This window comes from Devosia sp. YR412 (genome assembly GCF_900110945.1).
Classification (GTDB): domain Bacteria; phylum Pseudomonadota; class Alphaproteobacteria; order Rhizobiales; family Devosiaceae; genus Devosia.
Map to the genome: position 1 here is coordinate 71,622 of NZ_FOFL01000006.1, position 18,110 is coordinate 89,731.

General features: G+C 59.8%; 20 protein-coding genes, 1 tRNA gene and 1 riboswitch. Of the genes, 13 read left to right on the forward strand and 8 right to left on the reverse strand.

Annotated elements, in window-relative coordinates:
• Positions 1-49 precede the first annotated feature (49 nt).
• Positions 50-721 carry a response regulator gene (locus tag BM045_RS16805; protein ID WP_092185339.1) on the forward strand — a complete coding sequence of 224 codons (672 nt, stop codon included), beginning with the start codon at positions 50-52 and terminating at the stop codon, positions 719-721.
• Here BM045_RS16805 and BM045_RS16810 read toward each other — a convergent pair.
• Entirely contained in the window at positions 718-1,830 is a 1,113-nt protein-coding gene (locus BM045_RS16810) for a quinone-dependent dihydroorotate dehydrogenase (protein WP_092185341.1), read from the reverse strand. The two genes, BM045_RS16805 and BM045_RS16810, sit on opposite strands and share 4 nt — an antisense overlap.
• Positions 1,827-2,183 (reverse strand): DUF952 domain-containing protein, encoded by a 357-nt coding sequence (locus tag BM045_RS16815; protein ID WP_092185343.1) that lies wholly within the window; start codon positions 2,181-2,183, stop codon positions 1,827-1,829. The genes BM045_RS16810 and BM045_RS16815 overlap by 4 nt, the downstream gene beginning before the upstream one ends.
• Positions 2,184-2,314: 131 nt before the next feature.
• Between BM045_RS16815 and BM045_RS16820 the strand changes: the two genes are divergently transcribed.
• Positions 2,315-2,950 (forward strand): S24 family peptidase, encoded by a 636-nt coding sequence (locus tag BM045_RS16820; RefSeq protein ID WP_092185345.1) that lies wholly within the window; start codon positions 2,315-2,317, stop codon positions 2,948-2,950.
• A complete protein-coding gene (gene aac(6'), locus BM045_RS16825; RefSeq protein WP_092185539.1) occupies positions 2,947-3,393 on the forward strand; it encodes an aminoglycoside 6'-N-acetyltransferase in 447 nt (148 codons plus the stop codon). The genes BM045_RS16820 and aac(6') overlap by 4 nt, the downstream gene beginning before the upstream one ends.
• On the opposite strand, the gene BM045_RS16830 is transcribed toward aac(6'), so the two are convergent.
• A complete protein-coding gene (locus tag BM045_RS16830; protein WP_244523034.1) occupies positions 3,390-5,033 on the reverse strand; it encodes a lysine--tRNA ligase in 1,644 nt (547 codons plus the stop codon). The genes aac(6') and BM045_RS16830 overlap by 4 nt on opposite strands.
• Before the next feature lie 136 nt (positions 5,034-5,169).
• Between BM045_RS16830 and BM045_RS16835 the strand changes: the two genes are divergently transcribed.
• Positions 5,170-5,583, forward strand: coding sequence for a tellurite resistance TerB family protein (locus tag BM045_RS16835; RefSeq protein ID WP_092185543.1), 414 nt, complete (start codon positions 5,170-5,172; stop codon positions 5,581-5,583).
• Between the two features lie 80 nt (positions 5,584-5,663).
• Here the strand turns inward: BM045_RS16835 and BM045_RS16840 are convergent, their stop codons facing one another.
• Both BM045_RS16840 and metZ read right to left on the reverse strand, forming a co-directional pair.
• The gene (locus tag BM045_RS16840) at positions 5,664-6,497 is read right to left on the reverse strand and encodes a transporter substrate-binding domain-containing protein (protein WP_092185347.1); all 834 of its coding nucleotides are present in this window, start codon (positions 6,495-6,497) and stop codon (positions 5,664-5,666) included.
• On the reverse strand, positions 6,497-7,705 hold the full coding sequence (gene metZ / locus BM045_RS16845; protein ID WP_092185349.1) for an O-succinylhomoserine sulfhydrylase: 1,209 nt from the start codon (positions 7,703-7,705) through the stop codon (positions 6,497-6,499). The genes BM045_RS16840 and metZ overlap by 1 nt, the downstream gene beginning before the upstream one ends.
• 40 nt (positions 7,706-7,745) lie before the next feature.
• Positions 7,746-7,821, reverse strand: a riboswitch (SAM riboswitch).
• A 76-nt stretch (positions 7,822-7,897) separates the two neighbouring features.
• Here metZ and BM045_RS16850 point away from each other — a divergent pair.
• From BM045_RS16850 to BM045_RS16875, 6 genes are all read left to right on the forward strand, one after another.
• The gene (locus BM045_RS16850) at positions 7,898-9,010 is read left to right on the forward strand and encodes a 2'-deoxycytidine 5'-triphosphate deaminase (protein ID WP_092185351.1); all 1,113 of its coding nucleotides are present in this window, start codon (positions 7,898-7,900) and stop codon (positions 9,008-9,010) included.
• A 240-nt stretch (positions 9,011-9,250) separates the two neighbouring features.
• Positions 9,251-9,326 (forward strand) — tRNA-Phe (locus BM045_RS16855).
• Between the two features lie 340 nt (positions 9,327-9,666).
• The gene (locus BM045_RS16860; protein ID WP_139198825.1) at positions 9,667-10,191 is read left to right on the forward strand and encodes a hypothetical protein; all 525 of its coding nucleotides are present in this window, start codon (positions 9,667-9,669) and stop codon (positions 10,189-10,191) included.
• A 264-nt stretch (positions 10,192-10,455) separates the two neighbouring features.
• Entirely contained in the window at positions 10,456-10,857 is a 402-nt protein-coding gene (locus tag BM045_RS16865) for a helix-turn-helix transcriptional regulator (RefSeq protein ID WP_092185355.1), read from the forward strand.
• An 88-nt stretch (positions 10,858-10,945) separates the two neighbouring features.
• Entirely contained in the window at positions 10,946-11,170 is a 225-nt protein-coding gene (locus BM045_RS16870) for a hypothetical protein (protein ID WP_092185357.1), read from the forward strand.
• Positions 11,170-11,886 carry a hypothetical protein gene (locus BM045_RS16875; RefSeq protein ID WP_092185359.1) on the forward strand — a complete coding sequence of 239 codons (717 nt, stop codon included), beginning with the start codon at positions 11,170-11,172 and terminating at the stop codon, positions 11,884-11,886. The genes BM045_RS16870 and BM045_RS16875 overlap by 1 nt, the downstream gene beginning before the upstream one ends.
• Positions 11,887-11,905: 19 nt before the next feature.
• Here the strand turns inward: BM045_RS16875 and BM045_RS16880 are convergent, their stop codons facing one another.
• The 3 genes from BM045_RS16880 to BM045_RS16890 all read right to left on the reverse strand — a co-directional run bounded on the left by BM045_RS16880 (position 11,906) and on the right by BM045_RS16890 (position 15,200).
• A complete protein-coding gene (locus BM045_RS16880) occupies positions 11,906-12,673 on the reverse strand; it encodes a hypothetical protein (RefSeq protein ID WP_092185361.1) in 768 nt (255 codons plus the stop codon).
• Between the two features lie 76 nt (positions 12,674-12,749).
• Positions 12,750-13,016 (reverse strand): hypothetical protein, encoded by a 267-nt coding sequence (locus BM045_RS16885; protein WP_139198826.1) that lies wholly within the window; start codon positions 13,014-13,016, stop codon positions 12,750-12,752.
• 1,875 nt (positions 13,017-14,891) lie between these two features.
• The gene (locus BM045_RS16890) at positions 14,892-15,200 is read right to left on the reverse strand and encodes a DUF2293 domain-containing protein (protein WP_092185365.1); all 309 of its coding nucleotides are present in this window, start codon (positions 15,198-15,200) and stop codon (positions 14,892-14,894) included.
• Positions 15,201-15,429: 229 nt separating this feature from the next.
• Between BM045_RS16890 and BM045_RS19210 the strand changes: the two genes are divergently transcribed.
• The 3 genes from BM045_RS19210 (at position 15,430) to gmd (ending at position 18,096) form a co-directional block, all read left to right on the forward strand.
• A complete protein-coding gene (locus tag BM045_RS19210; protein ID WP_244523045.1) occupies positions 15,430-15,651 on the forward strand; it encodes an XRE family transcriptional regulator in 222 nt (73 codons plus the stop codon).
• Positions 15,644-16,762, forward strand: a complete 1,119-nt coding sequence (locus BM045_RS16900; RefSeq protein WP_092185367.1) for a tyrosine-type recombinase/integrase — start codon at positions 15,644-15,646, stop codon at positions 16,760-16,762. Before BM045_RS19210 ends, BM045_RS16900 begins: the two co-directional genes overlap by 8 nt.
• A gap of 212 nt (positions 16,763-16,974) precedes the next feature.
• Entirely contained in the window at positions 16,975-18,096 is a 1,122-nt protein-coding gene (gene gmd / locus BM045_RS16905) for a GDP-mannose 4,6-dehydratase (protein ID WP_092185369.1), read from the forward strand.
• Positions 18,097-18,110 lie beyond the last annotated feature (14 nt).

The following is an 18,110-nucleotide window of genomic DNA, read 5'->3' on the forward strand; positions in this document are numbered from 1 at the left end:
CAGGGGCGAGGATTGCCCATAGACTAGGCTCAAAGGAGCACGCTGTTTCATGACCCGCCGCCGCATCATCATCGTCGACGATCACCCGCTGTTCCGTGCTGCCCTGCGGCAGACCCTGTCGGGTGGCGATGCCACGGTCAGCGTCGAAGAGGCTGGCGATCTCAATGGGTTAAGCGCTGCGCTCGATGCCGATCGCGATTGTGATCTGGTGTTGCTCGACCTCAACATGCCCGGCGTGCGCGGCTTTTCCGGCCTCCTGCTGCTGCGCGCGCAATATCCAGACATTCCCGTAATGATCATTTCGGCGGTGGAAGACAATACGGTGGTGCGCCGCGCCTTCGAATTGGGCGCCGCCGGCTATCTTCACAAATCTGTCGGGCCGACAGAAATTCGTCGCGCCATCGAGACGGTGCTGTCCGGCGAGGTCTTCGTGCCCGAGGGAACCATGCTCGGCGCCGATGACGATCACACCGCGCTGATGCGCCGGCTATCGACCCTGACGCCGCAGCAGGTGCGCGTGCTGATGATGCTCAGCGACGGGCTGATGAACAAGCAGATCGCCTATGAGCTGACCATTTCGGAAGCCACGGTTAAGGCCCACGTCTCAGCCATCCTGCAAAAGCTCGACGTCGACAGCCGCACGCAGGCGGTGATTGCCGCCGCGCGCATCGAGGATGGGCAGTTCGAGGCGCTGTTTTCGATCGGCGCCGAAAAGGCTTAAGCCAGCCGCGCCTTGCCCGACGCCCAGTCGTTCACCTCGGTGCCGACCAGTTCGGCAATATTGGTCTTGCCCTCGGCACGAACCGCGGCAACCAGGCCGCGTTTGAGGCGGTCGAGCATGTCGAGCCCACCGAACACCATGGCCGAATAGAGCTGGATGGCATTCGCGCCGGCTTGGATCTTGGCCAGGGCCGATTGCGGCGAATGGATGCCGCCCACTCCGATGATCGGCAAGGCACCGACTCGCTGGCGCATCTGCGCCAGACGCTGGGTCGATAGATCGAACAGCGGCTTGCCCGAGAGGCCGCCGGTTTCACTGGCATTTTCGAGACCCGTCACCGCATCGCGGGTGATGGTGGTGTTGGAAACGATCAAGCCATCGAGGTCCGTTGCCAGCACCACGGCGGCAATGGCATCGAGCGCCACCTCATCGAGATCGGGCGCAATCTTGAGGAAGACCGGCACGCGCGTCTTGGCCTTGGCGCGCGCGGCAAGCACCTCACCAAGCAGGCGCCGCAGCGCCTCGTCGGCCTGGAGGTTTCGCAGGCCTGGCGTATTGGGCGAGGAGACGTTGACGGTCAGGTAATCGGCCAGATCGGCAAAGCGGCTGACGCCCAGTACATAATCGGCGACGAAATCCTCGCTGGCCTTGTTGGCGCCGATATTGACGCCCAGCGCCGCCGGCACGCGCAGGCCCTTGAGCCGCGCAAAGGCTGCGTCATGGCCCTCATTGTTGAAACCCATGCGGTTGATGACGCCCTCGGCCGCGCCGACGCGGAACAGCCGCGGCTTGGGATTTCCGGCCTGCGGGCGCGGCGTCACCGTGCCGATTTCCACCATGCCGAAACCCATCAACGCCAGCGGCCGCGCCACTTCGGCATTCTTGTCAAAGCCGGCCGCCATGCCGATCGGATTGCTGAGATCGAGGCCACAGAGCGTGGTGCGTAGTTCGGCGCCATCGGGATGGCTTTGCTCCGGCGCGAGGCCGAGGCGAAGCGCGGTGATCGTCGCGCCATGCGCGGTCTCCGCATCCATCTTGAGCAAGGCCTCGCGCGTCAGGCCGGACAGGGCCGGAATGCGCAGCAGCGGCGAAAAGGCGGAAAAGATCATCGAACAGCCTCGGGCAGAATGCAGGAGCCATCGGTGGCAACGCTGAGCGGCGCCTCCCAGGCGACGGCGGAAATGGGCAATGGTCCGCCATAAAGATGCGGGAACAGCGCACCACCGCGCGACGCCTCCCAAACCAGCCCGTCGCCCAGGTCTGCACTGCGCACGGCCAGCAGCACCAGTCCATCTTGCCCGGCAAAATGCAGGCGCAATGTCTCGCTCAACTGCCCGGCGCTCGAGAAGTGGATATAGCCATCCTTGGCGTCGATCGGCATGCCAAGGAAATGGGACGCAGTGCGGGCGGGCGCATAAGCCGCCTCTGTGGCGATCTTGTAGACGAATTCACTTGTGCTCATGGCGGCGAACCTAGTCGGGGGCACCTGGGATCGCAAGCACTCGTGAAGCTCTTTACAACTCCCTCCGCAGCATCTACAAACTAGGACTTAATTCCGCTCTTAAGATATCTTTCCTCGCACGGAGGTCTGTCATGCTGTCACATCGCGCCGTATGGGATGGCATAGATGCCCTTGCCCGTCGGCAGGGCATTTCGGCGTCGGCGCTGGCCAAGCTCGCCGGGCTTGATGCCACGGCTTTCAATGTCTCCAAGCGCGTCAACAAGGAAGGGCGCCAGCGCTGGCCATCTACCGAGAGCATTTTCAAAGTGCTCGAGGCCACCAATGAGAGCTTCAGCACATTTTTGGCCGGCAGCGGCGTCTATCTGGAACAGGACCAGCCCAATCGCAGCGTGCCGCTGCTTGGTCTGGCACAGGCCGGTGCCGGTGGTTTCTTCGATAGCGCCGGCTTTCCGGCCGGTCAGGGCTGGGACGAGATCGCCCTGCCCGCCCCCGGCGAAGGCGGCATCTATGCGCTGGAGGTCACCGGGGATTCCATGGTGCCGCTCTATCGCGAGGGCGACCGCATCGTCGTCTCGCCCACCGAGCAGGTGCGCCGCGGCGACCGCGTCGTGGTCAAGACCAGTGAGGGCGAGGTGATGGCCAAGATCCTGCATCGCCAGACCGGCAAGCAGATCGAGCTGCATTCGATCAACCCGGCCTATGCGCCACGCATTCTCGATCTGGCCGATGTCGAATGGGTGGCGCGGATCATCTGGGCCAGCCAATGATCATCGCCGCGGTCACCCCGGCCGATGCGGCGGACTGGCTGGCGCTGCGCAATGCGCTGTGGCCCGGGGACAGGGACGATGAACATGCCGAAGAAATCGCGCAGCTGCTGCGCGAGCCCGGCGAGACCGTGACGCTGATTGCCCGCGACGCGGACCAAGTTGCAGTCGGCTTCGCCGAGGCCAGTCTGAGACGCGACTATGTCAACGGCTGCGAGACGTCGCCGGTGGCTTTTCTCGAAGGCATCTATGTCATCCCATCGGCGCGCCGCAGCGGCGTGGCCCGCTCACTGGTCGCGGCGGTGGAAGACTGGGGTCGTGAGCAGGGCTGCACGGAATTTGCATCCGATGCCGTGCTGGACAATATCGACAGCCATCGGATGCATCACGCGCTCGGCTTCATGGAAACCGGGCGCGTGGTGTTTTTCAGGAAGCCCCTGAGCTAGGCGAGGAACTTGCCAGCCAGCGCGTCGGCAATCAGCTTGCGGGTATTGTCGACACCGTAGAGCGCGGCAAAGGAGCCAAAGCGAGGGCCCCGTTCCTGCCCGATCAGCACCTGATAGAGCATCTGGAAGAATTCGCCCGAGACGCCCGGACCGCCCGTTGGGCTCTTCTTGGCATGGTCCTGGTAGCGCTCGACCGTGCGGGCCACGTCGAGGGCGGCATTCTGGATGGTCTCACTGTTGGCGTCGGCCGGCAGCCCTGCGAAGGCAGCAGACAGCGCTTCGAGCGCGGCGCGCTCGACATCATCGGGCGCACGATAAGTCTTCTTGGCGAAATCGCGGAAATAGCGGATGGCATAGCCCACCAGGGCATCGAGATGCGGATGCGTCTGTGGCGAGACACCCGGCGCATAGGCCGAAATATAGCCCCACATCACTTCGGGGGTTTCAGGGTTCGACGCCGTGGCCAGGTTCAGCAGCAGCGCGAAGGTGACCGGCATGTCGACCTTCGGCACCGTGCCGAAATGCACATGGAAGGCCGGGTTCTCGACCTGTTCGGCGACGGTCTGGCGCTCGTAGGCGGCGACGAAGGTGAAATATTCATCGACCGCGCGCGGGATGACATCGAAATGCAGCCGCTTGGCCGTGCGCGGCTTCTGGAACATGTAGAGCCCGAGGCTCTCATTGCCGGCATAGGTCAGCCATTCGTCGATGGTCAGGCCATTGCCCTTCGACTTGGAGATCTTCTGGCCCTCGCTATCGAGGAAGAGCTCATAGACATAGTGCTCGGGGGCCTTGCCGCCGAGGATTTCGCAGATCTTGTCGTAGATCGGCGCATTGGTCTGGTGGTCCTTGCCGAACATTTCGAAATCGACGCCCAGCGCGGCCCAGCGCATGCCGAAATCGGGCTTCCACTGCATCTTCACATGGCCGCCGGTGACCGGCACGGTGGTGTCGCGGCCGTCTTCATCGGCAAAAGTGATGGTGCCATTGACCGCATCGACTTCCTTCATCGGCACGTAAAGCACGCGACCGGAAATCGGCGAGATCGGCAGGAAGGGCGAATAGGTCGCCTGGCGCTCGGCACCCAACGTCGGCAGCATCACCTTCATGATGTCGTCATAGCGCTCGGCGGCGAGGCGCAGCACGGTGTCGAACTTGCCGGACTTGTAATAGTCGGTGGCGCTGGCGAATTCGTAGTCGAAGCCGAAGGTATCGAGGAAGCGGCGCAGCATGGCGTTGTTGTGGTCGCCGAAGCTGTTGAACTCATTGGTCCACGGGTCCGGCACCGCGGTCAGCGGCTTTTGCAGATGCGGCTCCATCGCCTCCTTGGACGGCACATTGTCCGGGATCTTGCGCATGCCGTCGAGGTCGTCGGAAAAGCAGATCAGCCGCGTCGGGATCGCGTCGCGGGTCAGCAGGCGGAAGGCCGTGCGCACCATGGTCGTGCGGGCCACTTCGCCGAAAGTGCCGATATGGGGCAGGCCCGAGGGGCCGTAGCCGGTCTCGAACAGGGCCTCCTGCTTGCCCGACTTTTCCAGCCGCTTGACCAGTTTGCGCGCTTCCTCGAACGGCCAGGCGCGGGCCGTCTGGGCCGCGTCGAAGAATGCTGGGTCGAGAGGGGGCAAATGAGCGGACGACAAGGGGTTGAGCCTTTCGAAATAGGGAGAGTGCGGTGTGTTGCATCCCCCACGCGTCGCGTCAACTTTTTGCCGCTGCGCTTGCCAAGCGAACACGGCGCGCCTAGCTATCGAGGCAAAGAAAAACGGGAAGAGCCTGATGCCCACGACCGCCCATGACGCGCTGATCCACCTGATGCTGGTTGCCGCTTCCTCGGACAGCGCCATGACCGACAAGGAACTGGTGCGCATCCAGGCGCTGATCGGCCGGCTGCCGGTGTTCGAGGGCTTTGACCGGGAGCGGCTGGCGGCCGTGGCCAATGCCTGCGCCGACAAGCTCAATGGCCCGGGCGGGCTGGACCAGGTGATGGACGATGCCATCGCTGCCCTTCCCAAAAAGCTGCAGGACACGGCCTATGCAGTCGCCGTGGAAATCACCTCGGTCGATCTCTATCTTGAGCAGGAAGAGCTGCGCTTCCTCGAACTGCTGCGCGACAAGCTCGACCTCGACCGGCTGACCACTGCTGCGATCGAAACGGCGGCACGGGCGCGGCACCGCCGCATGCCGGTGTAACTGCCATTCGGGCATGCCCTCATGGTCTTCTCGCCTAAATTCGCTCCGCCGGAGCGAATTTGCCTGCGGCCGGCTCGAAGCTAGTAAAACCCCACCGGGAACCAGCGCAGGTACAGCTCGTCCAGCGCGCCATTGTCCTTGAGGCGCACCAGCGCCCAGTCAATAGCATGGCGCACCGCATCCTTGCCGGCTGGCACGGCAACGGCGAGGCCTTCGCCGAACAGCTGCGGCCGGAAATAGGCCTCGCCGGCAAAGCCGCAGCAATCGAGATTGTCGTTGAGCCAGAACGAGGCCCGCATGGCGTCGCCAAAGAAGCTGTCGGCCTTGCCGTCGCGCACGGCTACCAGCGCATCGGCCTCGATGTCGAAGGGCAGTAGACTCGCCTCGGGCAGGTAGCGCTTGAGGAAGCTCTCATGCGTCGAACCGGCGCGGACGGCCACCATCTTGCCACCCAGGCTATTGGCATCGAACAGGCCGATATCGCCGGCGCGGGTGACGAAGCGTCCCGGCAGCGCCAGATAGGTCGACGAAAAATCGAACGTCGCGCCGGTCTCGTCCGACATGGCGAGCCCAGCGATCAGCGCGTCGCCCTGATTGTCGCCCAGCGCATTGGCTGCTTGCTCCCAGGGCCAGGCCTGGATGGTGCAGGCCACATTGACCTCGGCGCAAATGCGCTTGGCCAGATCGACATTGAAGCCGATCAGCTCGCCGGAACTGTCGCGGAAATTGAACGGCGGGAAATCCGCCGTGGTCAGAAACCGGATGGCCGGCACGGCATTGCTGCCGGGCAGGATTTCACGGGCGGATGGATCGGCATGGTACGGCAGCGTTTGCGCAAAGGCCGGCATGGCGAGGAGAGCAAGGCCCCCGCTCGCCAGGTAACGCCGGACCTTCGCCCCAGCCGCGCGAACCATTAAACCTGATCCAGCCCATACATCAGATCGGCAATCAGATCGTCGGGCGATTCCAGCCCGACCGACAGCCGCAGCAGGCCCGGCGTCACCCCGGTCTCCAGCCGCACTTCCTCGGTCAGCCGTGCATGCGTCGTCGTCCGCGGATGGGTGATCAGCGACTTGGCATCGCCCAGATTGTTGGAAATCAGGATCACCGCCAGGCTGTCCGAAAGCGTAAACGCCGCTTCCTGGCCGCCCTTGAGCTCGATAGCCAGCAGCGTTGAGCCCCGCGTCATCTGCCGCTTGGCCAGCGCATACTGCGGATGGCTCGGATGATGCGGATAGATCACCCGGTTGACCTTGGGATGACCGGCCAAGGCCTCCACCACCTTTTCGGCGCTGTCGGTCATCTGCCGGATGCGCAGCTCATAGGTCTCTAGCCCCTTGAGCAGCACCCAGGCATTGAAGGCGCTCAGCGTCGCGCCAGTCTGGCGCAGGAAGGTGTGCACGTCAGCTTCGATCAGCGCTTTGGAGCCGAGCACGATGCCGCCAAGTACCCTGCCCTGCCCGTCGATATGCTTGGTGGCCGAATAGGTCACCAGATCAGCGCCCAGCTGCAGCGGCTTCTGGTAGAGCGCCGTCGAAAACACATTGTCCACGATCAGCTTGGCGCCATGCGCATGGGCGATCTCGGCCACGGCTGCGATATCGACCAGTTCAAGCGTCGGATTGGTCGGCGTCTCGATGAAGACGACCTTGGTATTGGGCCGCATGGCGCGGGCAAAGTTCTCGGGATCGCGGCCATCGACCAGCGTCGATTCCACGCCAAAGCGTGGCGCATAGTCTTCCACTACATAGCGGCAGCCGCCGAACAGCGCCTGGGCGGCAACAATATGATCGCCGGCGCGCACCTGGCTCATCACCGCATTAGTGACCGCTGCCATGCCCGAGGCAAAGCCACGCGCCGCTTCGGCGCCCTCGATCAGCGCCATGCGGTCCTGGAACATGTCGACGGTCGGATTGGCGAAGCGCGAATAGTTATGCGCGCCGGGAAACTTGCCCTGGAACAGCAGTTCGGCATGTTCCGAGCTCGGATAGGAATAGCCCGAGTTGAGGAAGATCGCTTCGCTGGTCTCGTTGAAATCGGTACGTCTGCCACCGCCATGCACCATCTGGGTCGCGGCGCCGAGCCGTTTTGGATCAAGCAGGGGATTGTTTTCGCGGGACATGGGCAGAGCCTTCAAACAAAAAACCGGCACGCGTGTGGCGGCCGGTTCCATAACGGTCTTTAGCAACTTGTTTTAAGTGGCTGCAAGCGACCGGCCAAATCACCACTGGACTGTGATCTAAAGCCAATTGCCAGTTGGCGTCAATTGCCGGGGTTGGTAGGGAACATCAGGTTTATCGGGAAACGCGACAGCATGGACAAGCAACAGACCTGGCCGCAGGGCGTGTTCCCGGCGCGGCTGATCGAGATGCTGCATAAAGAGGGCTCCATCGCGGCCACGCGGCCGTTCGACGAGGACCAGGTGCAGCCCGCCAGCCTCGACCTGCGCTTGGGCGACGTGGCCTTTCGCGTGCGCTCAAGCTTCCTGCCCGGCCCAAGCCATTCGGTGGCCGAGCGCATCGAAGCGCTGAAACTGCATGAGATCGATCTGACCCGGGGCGCCGTACTGGAGCGCGGCTGTGTCTATCTGGTGCCGCTGCAGGAAAGCCTCGACTTGCCCGAGGCTGTCAGCGCCTCCGCCAATCCCAAGAGTTCCACCGGCCGGCTCGACGTCTTCACCCGCGTCATCGGCGACCGGGCGCGCGGCTTCGACCAGATGCCAAATGGCTATCGCGGCCCACTCTATCTCGAAGTCAGCCCCCGCACCTTCCCGGTGCTGGTGCGCACCGGCTCGCGCCTCAGCCAAATGCGCTTCCGCTCCGGCGACAATCGCCTCACGGTCGCCGAGCATCAAGCGCTGCATGCATCCGACACCTTGGTGTTCGACAATGACGTGCCGGTCGGCGAAGGCGTAGCCCTCTCCATCGACCTCAAGGGCACCGACCGCAACGGCCTGATCGGCTTTCGCTCGCGCCGCCATACGGCCGTGGTCGATGTCGACAAGAAGGCGGCGCTCGACGTGCTCGACTTCTGGGATCCGCTGTTCAAGCGTGGCCGCGAGGAGCTGATCCTTGACCCCGACGAATTCTATATCCTGGTCAGCGACGAAGCCGTGCATGTGCCGCCGACCCATGCCGCCGAAATGGTGCCCTTCGATCCGCTGGTCGGCGAATTCCGCGTGCATTACGCCGGGTTCTTTGATCCCGGCTTCGGCCACTCGCCCGCCGGCGGCACCGGCAGCCGCGCCGTGCTCGAAGTGCGCAGCCGCGAAGTGCCGTTCCTGCTCGGCCACGGCCAGACCATCGGCCGCCTGATCTACGAACGCCTCGCCGAAGCGCCAGACCGGCTCTATGGCACGGCGCTGGGGTCGAACTACCAGGCACAGACACTGAAACTGTCGAAGCATTTCAAGCCGTTTGTGGCTTAGAACAGCAACGGCGTCCGGAATCCCCGATTTTTTTCACGCAATGACCCGATCTGGCCACCCTTTGGCTAGCACATGGTGAACGATCGGGGGACGCCGGATAGCCCTCAGACGCGCCGTATTCCGGCCATCAGCGCGGCTAATTCAAACTCCTTATCCACAAGCCCTTTTCCCGCTTGCGCGGCAAAAACCCATCCCCTATAAGGCCCATGGCTTGAAGCCGGGCGGTTGATCCGCCCCGTTGCCCGGGTAGCTCAGTTGGTAGAGCAGCGGATTGAAAATCCGCGTGTCACTGGTTCGATTCCGGTCCCGGGCACCATCATTCTTTTCAGATGCAGCGTTTTCAGCGGCTTAACAGCTGCTTTTGTCCCACTGATCCCGAGACGTCGAAAAAGTGGGACTATTCGGCCGTTAACGGGCCTCTTTCGAGCTTTTCGAGACAGACACCCAAAGCATCGAAACGCCTATCACACTGCTGCGCCAAGCCTGCTATTGCCGACCCTGGTTGACTCGCCGCCGTTGACGTCATCACACCGAGTAGCAGCAGCAACCTCTCGCCCCAGCAGTTCTGGCGCAAACGCGCGCCCTAGACCGGGCCTGCGTAGGCGAACAGCTCACTTGCCATACCGCTACAGAATCTTGTTTTACGAGGTATGGCTATGAAACAATTCACATATTCCCCCCTCAACAAACCCGAAAAGGTTGCAGAGGAATGGGTTCAATGGGTGTCGCAGTGGAAATGGGACCGCTTCGTCACTCTGACCTTCAACAACGCTGCTACGAAGTCGCCCCTGAGAGGCCAGGCAGATAGACAAATCCTGGCTGCAAGGGAAAAACTCAAAGCGTGGGATGCGCGGATGCAGCGTAAGCTCATCGGCCGAAAATGGGCTTCTAACCATGATCAGCGGCTGTTCTGCACCTATGTCCCTGAGAAGGCCACGGTCAACATTCACTGGCACGGACTGGTGCGCCTCTGGGATGTCGAAGGTGACGAACGGCGGCGGCAGCTAGCAAAATTTGATGAATGGGCCGACCGGATCTGGAGAGATTTAGTCCCACCGGGTAACGCTGATGTTAAAGAGGTCCATGACGATCATGGAATAGCCAGGTACACTAGCAAATCACTGACGGACGTGATAAATTTCGAATATTGGGTGGCGCCTGACGAATTCTGGCGTCCTTGATCTCAGGAATTGCAACGCTGTTGCTCGCGAAGCGAGGACAGTTAGTAGTCTGCGCCATCGCATAGCATTTTAACTGTGGCCCTCCCTAGGATAGGCCGCAGTTGTATTCTATGGCGGATACATAAAACATACCAAAACGGGGACGCCAAAGGCGTCCCGCAAGGGCGAAGCCCGCGCAGTCTGGTGAACCTAGAGTAACAACGACGTTCCCTATGCCTCGTCGCTATACATCAAGTACAATATGCAGCGATGAGAATTCTAAGAATGCCGCAAAGGCCATACGAGAACACAAGTCTAACTCTGTTCCTACAAAAGCGAATTTTAGAACTGCAGTATCTGAAGACACAGGCGACGATTGCTTCTGAGGCGGGGTTCATAAATCCCAACATGCTCGCGCAGATCAAAAACGGAGCTGCACGCCTCCCGTTCGATCGTGTCCCTGCCCTGGCGGCTGCGCTTGATGTAGACCCGCGCAAGCTTCTGCTGAAAGCCCTCGAACAGTCTGCCGACGACACTTCAATGCGAGCTTTTCGGGAGATTATCGGTACGATTGTAACTCGAAACGAGATTGCCTGGATCGAGGAAATCCGTGCGGCATCTGGAAATGCTGATCCGGCCGTGACCACTCGATCCCGTTCAGCCTTACGCTCCATCTTCGGGCGCTAGCCTGTCGTAGACTCTCACGGATGATCTCGGCCTGGGGTTCGATCTGGTTTTCCTCGACGCCAACGTTTCGCTCAGCCCCGAAAACTCCTTGGTCTCGGTCACCGATGCTGACGCTGCTCACATTCTGGGCATCGTGCCCGTCGCCGCTGCCGACTTTGTCGATCTGGGCGGCTGCCATGTGGCAACGCTCAGGAGCATTGGCCTGGGGCTACGTGCCGCCGATGCGAACCGCTCGATCTATGTCGCGGCCATCAGTCGTGGTGCCGGCACCTACACGGCAGCCGGTGTCTCTCTGCGCCTGGGGTTCATCTAATGCTGGGCGCGGCACGTGTCGCAATCAGTTCGACTCCCATCGCAGGTGGGGGGTGCCGGCCTGGCGTCAAGGCATGGAGTTGGGATGATTTCGACCGTGTCGATGGCGCGATCGGGGTCTCCGGTTCCGGCCACACTTGGCAGCAACTGAACCAGACTGCGTCCGCGGGTGGGTCGCGGGTACGGGCGGTCATTTCTGGCAAGAAGCTCATAGCACCGGATGCGCCTGTTCACGCAACGAACAACCCTAGCGGCGTGACGGCGGCTTATAGCGTGTTGGACTTGGGGCGCCTCGTCACAAAGATCAGGGCGCGGATTTCGTTTGGGCCCGGTGCGGACGGTGGCAATATGACGATGGCCATCACAAAGACACTGACCCTTGGCAGTCCGTCTTACATCACCACAGACGGCGCTCTTCACTGGGTGTGGAAGAGCACATCGCTCGACATCGGGTTCTTTCCTGCCGGTGGCGGCAGCCAGCAGTTCCTCACCGGGTTTAATTATTCCGACATGGCTAAGGACGGCACCGAATACGAGGTCGGCGCAGACCTTGAGGACGACACCGTTATCTTTTATGGCCCGGACGGAACGACGACGACGCGAACTGACCCGCGGTTCGCAGATCTTGCGGGCCAGTACGCTACGTGGGAGCATTTCTGGCTGGCGCTACCGTCGCAGAACTGTCGATCGACCATCCACCGGATCGCTGCGAACTAAACCTTTGATGGCTCACCGACTAGCAAGCCACGCTCCTTGTTGCGGCCTCGATGTCCTGCACAATCAACTCCACTTCGCTTGATAGAGTGAGCATAGTGTCCGGCGCGGGCATTCCCGCAAGACCATCTACATCTCGTGCGAAGGCGATAATGAGCATCATAGAGGCTTCAGTCACTACGGCGTTTACCGCCTCATCGGATAAGGCGAGTACGGCAAAATCGCCCCTTGGAGTATCAACCGTCGGGACAATCATACGGATTTCCCCTTTAGTCAGATCGCCGGACATGAAACAGGATCGCTGGCTTAGATGTGTCGTTGCCTCGATAAGCCTGCGATGCTTCGATTGGTTCGCGAGCGTTAGGGCGTAAAGCAACGGGTTGCTATCGCCGAACGGACGGTGACGCGCGATAGTATCCACCACATCGACGTGTTGAATGGTTTCCAACTTAGGACGAAGCCGCTGGAAATCTGCTTGGGTGCGCGCCAAAGGAAAATGCGTATCGCGGCGATCTTCCCCAGTGAGTGCGAAGACTGACGCCGAAGCTGCCTGATCGAGGGCGTGACGAAGATCCTGAAGGATGCCAGACACTATTGTGTGGCATCGATCGGGGAGTTGTCGCTGAATTGTGAAAATGTGGACAAGCTTGCCTGGGAAAGCGTCGTCTCTTGTAGTGCCAAAAGCTCCAGGCTTCTCCGCCCAGTATGATTTCGACAAAGCTACAAGCTCTTCGATGCGGGCACGAGCCTCGGCGATAGTAAGGTAGGCACTTCGAAACCCTTCCATCATCGGCTCCTCATCCACCTCGGAAAATTAGCCGAGCGACAGACTGCCTCAACCTTAGACAACGCACTTGTCGCCGTTACTACAGTTGACTGACGACAATCATAATTAAGAGGATGCCGACGAAGAGCAGGCCGATCAGGGCTCCTATGACGCCGTTGAAGAAGAAGCCAAAAACGACCGCGGCGCAGGTAGCTGTTCCCAACAAGGCTTGTTGCTCTGCGGTAATTTGAATTTCCCACCGTGATCGTTCGGTTACGTCCGGGTCAGATTTCCGGCAATGGCTGCATGAGAATAGCCCAGAGTCAGACATCATCCCGCCGCAGTCTGGACAGCGCTTCTTACCCATTTTCATCCCCCAAGAAGTTCGGGGAATATACGTGGCGCCAACGAGAAGAAAAGCCCTCACACCCCAACATAGATTGTGTCCGTGAACAAAACTGGAGCGGCGGTTGATGCCGCGAGGGCTGCGATGCTATCCGTCAAGGATGGCAAAGGCCTCGCTCGACTCGGCGACGACCTGTTCAAGCGGATGCCTGAGGCTGCAGTAGTGCCTGGCATCAAGGTCAGCACTACGGATGGTCGATGGCAGCCACTCCCCAATGAGTGCCACACGAATGCCGCCTTCTGGGTGCGCGACAACCCGGGCGCCGAGGCGGTCGGGGGTTCTTGGTCTTCGACTTTGAAGGTTACACCGACCATGCTCTTTTCAACGCCCAACCGTACTGAGACTCCCAGATGAGAGGGTTGGGGATCACGCCGGCACCGCTGATGTTCCAGCGATACCCCTTTCTTGCACACATTGGGTCCGACGAACTGTTCGGGAAAGCCGCTCAGCGGTTTAGGCTCGGACATACCCACCGTTGAAATCGTTAGAGCCACTAGACACGCCGAGGCTGACCAAGGTCAGTGCAGCGTATGACGGCAGCCTTGCTCTGATCGCAGATGTAAAACTCAACGCAGACTAGCTTGCGGTGATATATCCCAGAACTCGAAATTTGGTCTGCCGTGACCGCGGAAATATGTCGGCTACATCTCACTCACCGCAAAGAAATATGCGGTGCCCCTTCCAGAGTGTTACATCTGTAATCAGTTTGAGGCCGTAAACCTGTTTTTGCAGAAATACGTCATTCTGGCTTTACAGATCAAACTCACAGACGCCCACTCCGGTAAATCGATTACGGTGCTCACTGAGACTCTCCGACCCGGACCGCTTACATCTTCTCACAAAGTGTCGAAACACCTGCCCAGCAGCGCCCCTGTCAATCCTATGCAGCTCAAGCCAGGTCTGACACCAATACGTCCCCGTCATGACGCAGAACGAGGCATCTAGAGAGAGCATGCCGCTGGAATTACCCATGTAGTGACGCACGTCCTAGAGCGTCTGAGGCCGTTAGCTCATTAAAGACATAGACGGTCGAATAGCGAGCGCAAACATGCGAAGCTCGGATGAACGCGGCTCATCACGCGTCTATTCAGATCTCACGGCAAATAAAACCGGCGTGGACCAGCACCGACACTGTCCCAACTCCGATAACCCAATTAACGATGAAAATTTCTGCCACTGATGTCGCGGGTTCAGCTTCGATTTTGGTGCCTGTCATCCGTCTGGCGAGACCGGAGATGGACACTTTATGGCGCCAAAAAAAGGCTCTCGAAACGAGGGTTTTCACACTTGGCGCCACCTTTTTGACCGCGAGAGCTAACCCCTTGTTTTACCGAGAGAAAGCGACGGGCAGAAAAGTCCGCGTTTCCTAAGTATATAAACACCCATTAAGAATTATATATATTAAGGAAAATCGGACTTTGGTGACCGTCGGTTTTACCTCATCGGTGACGGCGAATTATCGTAAGTTACGAACGCCCGCCCCGGTTCACTCGAGGTCCTGTCTAGGATACTCACGGTTAGGTATGGCTGCGTTCGGGTATGGCGCCGTCTAGCCGGGCGGTTCGTCCCTTCTGCATCACCAGTGGTCGACGAAGTCCTAGAAAATTACCAATGTCGAAATGGGATGGCTCTCATCCCGACCACGCCCTGGTGTCCAAACCTCCACATTCGAACTGACCTGGGACTAGCTAGATCGCGGCCTATTATTGGTGAGCTTAGTAAGATCGGGCAACTGCTCCTTCCCGAACGCCACGGCGTCGTCGTCGACAACGGTGAGACTTGAACTAGGCGGCAAATGCCTATCGAGGAAAAGAACGCGCCTTGCACCAGCCTTGCCTATTTGGTGTCGTTGGGATCTTCGGTGCGCGGTCTAGACCATACGTCAAGCAAGGCGTTTACTCTCTTCTGCACGCGCCTGCGCGCTTCAACTCTCTCGACGCCGGCAAGCAAGAGGTTGTCATAGTCGGTCATCGCGTGGCGAATGATACCTTGCATGGTTGTACCAACCGCCGCGCCAAGTGACATCTCTTCCCAGTCCCTATCAACTATCTTTTCAGCGATGTACTCAACAGCGAACTCCGGACAGCCAGGATGGTGCTTGCGGATATGCCTTCCGACTGCCCTTTTTGTAAAACGCGTTGTCAGTTGCCGGCCTCACCCACGAGCTCAAGCGCCACAGTAATCTGCAAAAAGTGTGACGACAGCCGCCCCCTTTCTCATTGAGCAAAATATTTTAAAAAAATTACACAGATCCTCTGCAACCCCAATTCGCGATCGCTATAGCGCACTTAGAAAAGTCAGAACTCACTCTGAGCTTGCCGACTAAGGATACGCGGCCTTGTTGAACGTAACTGCCACTGAAAAGCCATCCCTATTGCCGCCTGGTGTACGGCCACGCGGGTTATCACGCACTGCGGCCGCTGCTTACATAGGGATCAGTGCGAGTCTCTTTGATGAGATGGTCGCCGATGGACGTATGCCGAAGCCGAAAATGGCAAACACACGTACCATCTGGGATGCCGTAGCATTGGATCTCGCGTTCGACGAGCTGCCGGCCAAGGGGACTGAAAACCCTTGGGACGCAGCATATGGCTAAGTTCCGTCTAGCGGACGGCAACGGCGAGATCACGCTGAAGCACACCGTCGAAGACACCGACAGACATGGCAATGTCCGCGTATACTTTCGTAAGCGCGGCTGGCCAAAGGTACGTTTGCTTGAGAAGCCTGGCAGCGAGGCCTTTCTCATGGAATATCGACGTGCCGCCGCCGGCGAAGCCCCGCAGGTCAAGCAAAAGCTGTCGGTCAGTCAGAACGGTGACACGTTGGTCTGGCTATTTCTCCGATATTTTGAATCCGCAGAATTCAAGCGTCTGAGTGCCAGCACGCAGCGTGTACGCCGGCTGATCCTGGGACATATAGCTGACGTTGACGGCAACAAGCCCTATCGGCTTATGGAGACGAAACATGTCCGCCGCATCCGGGATTTGCGAGCGGAAAAGCCCGAGGCTGCGAACGCCCGTGTGAAGGCGTTGCGCGCGGTGTTCGCATGGGCAGTGTTGCCAGGTGTCGAGCTGGCGGAGCGCAACCCTGCGAAGGATGTCCCTTACCTTGAGGCGATTGGCGACGGTTTCCATTCTTGGACGGACGCGGAAGTCGCCCAGTTTGAAGCGCGTCATCCGGTCGGTACCAAGGCGCGCCTGGCAATGGCACTGTTGCTGCACACTAGCCAGCGCCGTAGCGACGTGGTGTTGTTCGGACCCAAGCATGTCAATGATGGGTGGCTCCACTTCACGCAGCAGAAGAACAAGGACCGTAAGCCTATCTATCTGGAAATTCCGATCGTAGCCGAATTGCAGGCGATCCTTGATGCATCCCAACTCGGTGACGAAACCTTTTTGATCAATGCCTTCGGCAAGCCTTTCACCGTCGCAGGGTTTGGCAATTGGTTTCGGGACCGCTGCGATGAGGCCGGCCTGAACCATTGCTCGGCGCACGGACTGCGTAAGGCGGCCGCCCGCCGTCTGGCCGAAAATGACCGTAGCGGTCACCAGATTATGGCCATCACCGGGCACACGACGCTGAAAGAAGTCGACAGATATACGAGAGCAGCTAACCAAAGGAAGCTTGCTGGGCAGGCTTTTGCGCAAACTGGAGAAACGTGGGATGTCCAGACACGTTCGCACCAAAATCAACCGAGTTCTAAGTAGTGCAGTTGCGTTTTTCGCCGTGGTGACGTTGTGAGCATGCATGGACCCCATGCAATTTTCATTCAACTCGCTTCAAGAAGTCCAGCATTCACAATGACCTTGGCGTCTTGATACCGCTAACCATTTGATGGTGAAGGGCTGTTGGCGGGTTCCCCTTGGATCGCTTTAATTGTAACAAGTGCTCGCGTCGAAGATGAGTGCTTGGGGTAGCGATGACTAAGAAGGCTCTAATTACTGGTATCACTGGCCAAGACGGTTCGTATCTGACCGAGCTTCTGCTGGAAAAGGGCTATGAAGTGCACGGCATCAAGCGCCGTGCTTCGCTGTTCAACACCCAGCGCATCGACCACCTGTATCAGGACCAGCACGTCGGCAATGCCCAGATGAAGCTGCACTATGGCGATCTGTCCGACACGTCCAATCTGACCCGCCTGATCCGCGATATCGAGCCGGACGAGGTCTACAATCTCGGCGCTCAGTCGCATGTGGCCGTGTCGTTCGAAGCCCCTGAGTATACTGCTGACGTTGACGGCACCGGTGCGCTGCGCCTGCTCGAAGCCATCCGCTTCCTTGGCCTTGAGAAGAAAACCCGCTTCTACCAGGCGTCAACGTCCGAGCTTTACGGCTTGGTGCAGGAAACGCCGCAGAAGGAAACCACCCCATTCTATCCCCGCTCGCCCTACGCCGTGGCCAAGCTTTACGCCTACTGGATCACGGTGAACTACCGCGAGGCCTATGGCATGTATGCCTGCAACGGCATCTTGTTCAACCATGAGAGCCCGCGCCGTGGCGAAACCTTCGTCACGCGCAAGATCACCCGCGGCCTGTCCAATATCGCTCTGGGTCTCGAATCCTGCCTCTACATGGGCAATATCGACTCCCTGCGCGACTGGGGCCACGCCAAGGACTATGTCCGCATGCAGTGGATGATGCTGCAGCAGGATGTGGCTGACGATTTTGTCATCGCGACCGGCGTGCAATATTCGGTGCGCGAGTTCATCTCTTGGTCGGCCGCCGAGCTGGGCGTCACTATTGAGTTCTCAGGCTCGGGCGTGGATGAGGTTGGCAAGGTCGCCAAGATCGAGGGCGATCTGGCGCCCAACGTCAAGGTAGGTGATATCATCGTCCGTATCGACCCGAAGTACTTCCGCCCGGCCGAAGTGGAAACCCTACTCGGCGATCCGAGCAAGGCCAAGCAGAAGCTCGGCTGGGTGCCCGAAATCACTGCGCAGGAAATGTGCCGGGAAATGGTCGCCGCCGACCACAAGGCGGCCCGCCGCTTTGCCCTGCTCAAGTCGCACGGCCTGGATCTTCCCGTCAGCTTCGAAGGCTGACGGGCGGCTCGCCA

What these genes read in the sequence shown, in the direction of transcription:
- BM045_RS16850 (WP_092185351.1), top strand. Translation starts at nt 7,898, where the DNA reads ATGGACAAGCAACAGACCTGGCCGCAGGGCGTGTTCCCGGCGCGGCTG.
- BM045_RS16820 (WP_092185345.1), top strand. Translation starts at nt 2,315, where the DNA reads ATGCTGTCACATCGCGCCGTATGGGATGGCATAGATGCCCTTGCCCGT.
- BM045_RS16805 (WP_092185339.1), top strand. Translation starts at nt 50, where the DNA reads ATGACCCGCCGCCGCATCATCATCGTCGACGATCACCCGCTGTTCCGT.
- BM045_RS16840 (WP_092185347.1), bottom strand. Translation starts at nt 6,497, where the DNA reads ATGGTTCGCGCGGCTGGGGCGAAGGTCCGGCGTTACCTGGCGAGCGGG.
- BM045_RS16885 (WP_139198826.1), bottom strand. Translation starts at nt 13,016, where the DNA reads ATGGGTAAGAAGCGCTGTCCAGACTGCGGCGGGATGATGTCTGACTCT.
- gmd (WP_092185369.1), top strand. Translation starts at nt 16,975, where the DNA reads ATGACTAAGAAGGCTCTAATTACTGGTATCACTGGCCAAGACGGTTCG.
- BM045_RS16880 (WP_092185361.1), bottom strand. Translation starts at nt 12,673, where the DNA reads ATGATGGAAGGGTTTCGAAGTGCCTACCTTACTATCGCCGAGGCTCGT.
- BM045_RS16810 (WP_092185341.1), bottom strand. Translation starts at nt 1,830, where the DNA reads ATGATCTTTTCCGCCTTTTCGCCGCTGCTGCGCATTCCGGCCCTGTCC.
- BM045_RS16815 (WP_092185343.1), bottom strand. Translation starts at nt 2,183, where the DNA reads ATGAGCACAAGTGAATTCGTCTACAAGATCGCCACAGAGGCGGCTTAT.
- BM045_RS16900 (WP_092185367.1), top strand. Translation starts at nt 15,644, where the DNA reads ATGGCTAAGTTCCGTCTAGCGGACGGCAACGGCGAGATCACGCTGAAG.
- BM045_RS16835 (WP_092185543.1), top strand. Translation starts at nt 5,170, where the DNA reads ATGCCCACGACCGCCCATGACGCGCTGATCCACCTGATGCTGGTTGCC.
- BM045_RS16860 (WP_139198825.1), top strand. Translation starts at nt 9,667, where the DNA reads ATGAAACAATTCACATATTCCCCCCTCAACAAACCCGAAAAGGTTGCA.
- BM045_RS16865 (WP_092185355.1), top strand. Translation starts at nt 10,456, where the DNA reads ATGCCGCAAAGGCCATACGAGAACACAAGTCTAACTCTGTTCCTACAA.
- BM045_RS16875 (WP_092185359.1), top strand. Translation starts at nt 11,170, where the DNA reads ATGCTGGGCGCGGCACGTGTCGCAATCAGTTCGACTCCCATCGCAGGT.
- metZ (WP_092185349.1), bottom strand. Translation starts at nt 7,705, where the DNA reads ATGTCCCGCGAAAACAATCCCCTGCTTGATCCAAAACGGCTCGGCGCC.